The sequence below is a fragment of the uncultured Lutibacter sp. genome (assembly GCF_937891065.1).
Taxonomy (GTDB): domain Bacteria; phylum Bacteroidota; class Bacteroidia; order Flavobacteriales; family Flavobacteriaceae; genus Lutibacter.
The window spans coordinates 1-5,672 of the sequence record NZ_CALAEQ010000013.1 but is presented as its reverse complement, the minus strand read 5'-3'; the positions used below and the strand labels follow the sequence as shown (position 1 = coordinate 5,672).

Annotated in this window: 4 protein-coding genes; all 4 read left to right on the top strand. The window is 28.3% G+C overall.

Annotation, left to right across the window (positions count from 1 at the left end):
- Nucleotides 1–1,014: dipeptide epimerase (locus Q0352_RS01250; protein WP_299522338.1), on the top strand; the 1,014-nt coding region annotated here is incomplete at its 5' end.
- A gap of 13 nt (nucleotides 1,015–1,027) precedes the next feature.
- Nucleotides 1,028–3,955 carry a glycoside hydrolase family 3 N-terminal domain-containing protein gene (locus tag Q0352_RS01245; RefSeq protein ID WP_299522335.1) on the top strand — a complete coding sequence of 976 codons (2,928 nt, stop codon included), beginning with the start codon at nucleotides 1,028–1,030 and terminating at the stop codon, nucleotides 3,953–3,955.
- 221 nt (nucleotides 3,956–4,176) lie between these two features.
- Entirely contained in the window at nucleotides 4,177–4,404 is a 228-nt protein-coding gene (locus tag Q0352_RS01240) for a uroporphyrinogen decarboxylase (RefSeq protein ID WP_299522332.1), read from the top strand.
- Between the two features lie 30 nt (nucleotides 4,405–4,434).
- On the top strand, nucleotides 4,435–5,547 hold the full coding sequence (locus Q0352_RS01235; RefSeq protein ID WP_299522329.1) for a glycosyltransferase: 1,113 nt from the start codon (nucleotides 4,435–4,437) through the stop codon (nucleotides 5,545–5,547).
- The last annotated feature ends 125 nt before the right edge of the window (nucleotides 5,548–5,672 follow it).

Sequence of the window (5,672 nt, the reverse complement as noted above, 5' to 3'; positions counted from 1 at the left end):
ATGAAGCTAATTATACGAACATTCAATTTACAATTAAAACACCCTTTTACAATTTCAAGAGGCACTAGAACTGAAATTCCTTCAATTATAGTGGAACTTCAAGAAAATGGTGTTTCAGGATTTGGAGAAGCAACTGCAAATCCATATTACAATACTTTTGTTGAGCAATTTGAAAAGGAACTTCTAGAAAAACGTGAAATTATTGAAGCTGTTTCAGATAAAAACCCTGAAGAATATTGGGATTACTTACTCCCATATTTTAAAGAAAATATGTTTTTACTGTGTGCTTTAGATGAAGCTTATTCAGATTTATATACGCGTAAAAAAGGAGTGAAATTATACCAATATTGGAATTTGAAACTTGAAAATCTTCCTCAAACAAATTTCACAATCGGAATTGACACCATAGAAAATATGGTTTCAAAAATGAAAGAAATGCCTTGGCCTATTTATAAAATTAAGTTGGGAACAAAAGATGATATTCAGATAGTTACTGAACTAAGAAAACACTCAAACTCCATTTTCAGAATAGATGCAAATTGCGGTTGGTCGGTAAATGAAACCTTAAAAAACGCCATTGAATTACAAAAATTAGGTGTGGAATTTATTGAACAGCCATTACCCGCAAATAATTGGAAAGGTGCAAAAATAGTTTTTGACAATTCATATTTACCAATCATTGCTGATGAAAGTTGTATTATAGAAAGTGATATTGAGAAATGTTACAATCATTTTCACGGTGTAAACATTAAATTAATGAAATGTGGTGGTTTAACACCTGCAAAAAGAATGATTACAAAAGCCAAATCTTTAGGTCTAAAAACGATGGTTGGCTGTATGACCGAATCTTCCGTTGGTATTTCAGCAATTGCACATTTAACACCAATATTAGATTATGTAGATATGGATGGTGCTTTATTATTAAAAAATGATATTGCCAATGGTGTAAAACTCGAAAATGGTAACATCTTATTTTCAGAATTAAACGGAACTGGAGTACAATTAAAAGAATAAAAAAACATTAAAAATGAAAAAAATAATCATAGTAAGCATCTTCTTATTCTTAACAACAAGCTATGGGCAACAAATTGATCCCTTATTAACTTCTGATGCTGAAAATCAAGAAGAATGGGTTGAAAATAAGATGAATAGTCTAACCTTAAAACAAAAAATAGGGCAGCTATTTATGATGCAAGCGTATTCTAATAAAGATGAAAAACATACCAAAAAAATCAATAAAATTATAAAAAAGTACCGCATTGGAGGATTGATTTTCATGCAAGGAACACCTAAAAAACAAGCTGAATTAACAAATATTTACCAAGCAACATCTAAAATTCCTTTGCTAATTGGTTTTGATGGTGAATGGGGGTTAAATATGCGATTAAAAAATTCTTTTCGTTATCCTTGGAACATGACATTAGGTGCAGTTCAAAACAATATATTAATTGAGCAATTTGGCGAACAATTAGGTGAACATTGCAAAAGAATTGGAATACACGTTAACTTTGCACCAGTTGTAGACATTAATACAAACCCTGCAAATCCAATTATTGGAAATCGTTCTTTTGGTGAAAACAAATACAATGTAACTGAAAAAGCAATTGCTTTCACAAATGGTATGCAACGTACTGGAGTACTTGCAAATGCAAAACATTTTCCGGGTCACGGAGATACTTCATCTGATTCTCATAAAACACTTCCTTCCCTTGATTTTACTCTAGAACGTTTAGATTCTATTGAATTGTTTCCTTATAAAGAGCTATTCAAAACTAATTTAGCGAGCGTTATGGTGGCTCATTTAAATGTGCCTTCATTAGATCCAAAACCTGGAGTACCTACTTCTATTTCACACAAAGTAATCACAGGACTTTTAAAAGAAAAAATGGGTTTTAACGGTCTAATTTTTACCGATGCTTTAAATATGAAAGGCGCAGCAAATTTTGCAAAACCCGGTGATATAGATTTGGCTGCATTTATTGCAGGAAATGATATGTTGCTGATTCCTGAAGATATTAAAGTTGCCATAAAAAAAATAAAAAAAGCCATTAGGAAAAATAAAATTAGCAAAGAGCGTTTAGATGCTTCCGTTAAAAAAATATTAAAAGCAAAATACTGGGCTGGTTTAAACAATTTTACACCCATAAAAGAGGATGGTATTCAAGAAGATATTATCACAATAAAAGACGAGTTATTGTATCGATCTTTAATGAAAGAAGCTATAACTCTAGTCCAAAGTAAGGAAGCTATTGTCCCAATTCAAGAGTTATCAAATAATAAAATAGCCTACGTTAAATTAGGAGATTCTGATAATTTCGACTTCACAAATACTTTAAAAAAATATACTCAAGTTGATATTGTTTCAGATGAAAATTTATCTGATTTACTTCAAAAACTAAAACCATATAACACTGTTATTATTGGCTATCATAAATCCAATGAAAATCCTTGGAAAAGCTTTAAAATGACTAAAGAAGAGCTTCTTTGGCTAGAAGAAATTTCAAAAAATAACGAAGTGATTTTAGATGTTTTTGCTAGTCCTTACACCTTATTAGATATTGCAGATTTCAAAAATATAAATGCTGTTTTAGTTTCGTACCAAAACAGTAAAGTATCTCAGGAAATTTCAGCACAAATGATTTTTGGAGCGATAGAAACAAAAGGAAAGCTGCCTGTTTCTATTAAAACCGTATTCCCAGAAGGAACTGGATTGTCTACTACAAATTTAATGAGATTATCTTATACAATTCCTGAAGAAGTTGATATGGATAGTAAGTTTCTCACTAAAATAGATTCTGTAACTACTATGGTTGTTGATTCTTTAATGGCTCCTGGCGGACAAGTTTTAGTTGCTCGTTACGGAAAAGTAGTGTATCATAAAAGTTTTGGATACCAAACGTATGATAAAAAACAAGCTGTAAAATTAACTGATTTGTACGATTTGGCTTCAGTAACAAAAATATTAGGTGGCTTGCCTATGATTATGAAAAGTGAAGAAACTGGTTTGCTAAATTTAGATGAAACACTGGGTAAATTTATGCCTTATTTAAAAGGTTCAAATAAAGATACTATAACTTTAAAAGAAGCCTTGTCTCACATTGGAAAAATTAAACCTTGGATTCCTTATTATTTAGAAACGGTAGATAGTATAACCAAAAAACCGTTTCCAAATTTATATAAAACTAAAAAAAGCGAAGGGTTTTCAATTAAAATCACTGAAAATTTATATCTGATTGATTCTTATACAGATACTATTTATAAAAGAATTGCTGAGGTGCCACAATTAAAAAATGAAGGTTACAAATACAGCGGCCTGCTTTTTTACCTATTTAAAAAATACTTAAAAGACACGTTTCATAAAGAAATGGATGAATTAAACAATGAAAATTTTTATAAACCATTAGGAGCAAATACACTAGGATACAACCCGTTAAATAGATTTGACATATCTGAAATTGCTCCAACAGAAGTAGATGATTATTACAGACATCAAATTTTACAAGGTGATGTTCACGATATGGGAGCAGGAATGATGAATGGTGTTAGTGGTAATGCTGGTTTATTTTCAAATTCTAATGATGTTGCTAAAATGATGCAAATGTATTTACAAAAAGGTTATTACGGAGGTAAAAAATACTTAGAAAGCAAAACTATTGACAAATTCAACCATAGATATTATGAAAATGATAGCATAAGAAGAGGGCTTGGATTTGACAAACCCGATTTAAATCCTGAAATTAAAGCAAGTAGTAAATATGCTTCTGCAAATAGTTTTGGTCATAGTGGTTTTACAGGTACATACGCTTGGGTAGATCCTGAAAATGGTATTTTATATGTGTTTTTATCTAATAGAGTTTATCCAACTATGATTAACAATAAACTTGGTGAAAAAGATATTAGAACTGTTATTCATAATTTAATTTATGAAGCAATTTTTTCTAAAATTAAAAACTAGTGATTTTTGTCACATAAGTATTCTTTTTTGAAAATTTAACAAAAATTTATTTTTCCGTATTAAAAAAGTCCTTATATTTGCTTCGGTAAGTTTCATAGCTTACCATCTTTTTCATAGCAATTTTCCTCACTCAATTCTTTTTGGGTGAGGTTTCTTTTTTCACAGACTATTCCTAATATTTTTATAGCTATATTTGTCGGCTTTAAAAAAAATTAAACAATATGATATTCGGAATTACATATACAGAGTGGGTAGGTTATTTAGCCTCAGTTGTGCTAATCATTTCATTTATGATGAAAAATGTAAGTACTTTAAGAATCGTTAATTCAGTTGGAGCATTATTATTTGTAGTATATGGAATAATGCTTACTATTTCTTGGCCAATTATAATAACTAACGGATTTATATTATTACTTAACGTTTATTATCTTACTAAAAAAGATAAATAAATTTCTTATTTTGCATAAAATTTTTATGCCTTGAAACGAATATTAGTTTCTGTAACAAATGATTTAATAACAGACCAACGAGTTCATAAAGTATGTACTACTTTAGCACAAATGAATTTTGATGTATTATTGATAGGCCGAAGATTTAAAAATAGTGAACTAATTAACAGAAATTATAACACAACCAGAATGAAACTTTTGTTTACTTCTGGTTTTTTGTTTTATGCAGAATATAATTTACGCTTGTTTTTTAAACTTTTATTTCTAAAAAAAGACATTTTACTTTCAAATGATTTAGATACCTTATTACCTAATTATATAATAAGTAAGCTTTTTAATAAAAAATTAGTATATGACAGTCATGAATTATTTACAGAAGTCCCTGAATTAATTAACAGACCTTTCGTACAAAAATTTTGGCTTAGAATTGAAGAATTTATATTACCTAAACTTAAAAATTTTTATACTGTAAATAATATAATTGCGAAGATATATACTTCAAAATATAATATTCCTGTTTATGTAATTAGAAACTTAGCTCCTATATATAATAAGGGAAATATTGATATTGATTTTTTAAAAATAATAAAAGGGGATCAAAATATGCTTATTATACAAGGCTCAGGTATAAATGCAGACCGTGGAGCTGAAGAAACTGTAGAAATGATGCAATATTTAAAAGACACTCTTTTATATATAATTGGTTCAGGTGATGTTTTTGAAACTTTAAAAGCCAAAATAAAATCTTTAAAATTAGAAAGAAAAGTTATTCTACTCAATAAAATGAATTATACTGAATTAATGAAATTTACAGAAATTGCAGATATTGGAATTTCTTTAGATAAAAACACAAACTTAAATTACGAATTTAGTTTGCCAAATAAAGTTTTTGATTACATTCAAGCTGGAACACCATTGTTAGTTTCAAACAGGAAAAATGTAGCAGAACTTGTTTCTGAAAATAATATTGGAAAAGTAACTAATACACACAACCCTAAGGAATTAGCAAATATAGTCTCTGAAATGTTAAAAAACAAACAAGAATATAACATTTGGTGTGAAAATTTAAATAAAACTGCAGCAGTTTATAATTGGGAAAATGAAAGTAAAAACCTAAAGAAAATTTTTAATAACTTAAAATGATTTTAGTTTATTCCGATATAATTTCAAATAGGTTAATTTACACTTTAAATGTTATTTTTAAATATATTTTAAAAATTGAATATTGTATTGTTGATGTTGAAACTTTTAAAACTAATAATAGTCAT

Coding starts and splice junctions, on each gene's coding strand:
- Q0352_RS01240 (WP_299522332.1), top strand. CDS start 4,177: ATGATATTCGGAATTACATATACAGAGTGGGTAGGTTATTTAGCCTCA.
- Q0352_RS01245 (WP_299522335.1), top strand. CDS start 1,028: ATGAAAAAAATAATCATAGTAAGCATCTTCTTATTCTTAACAACAAGC.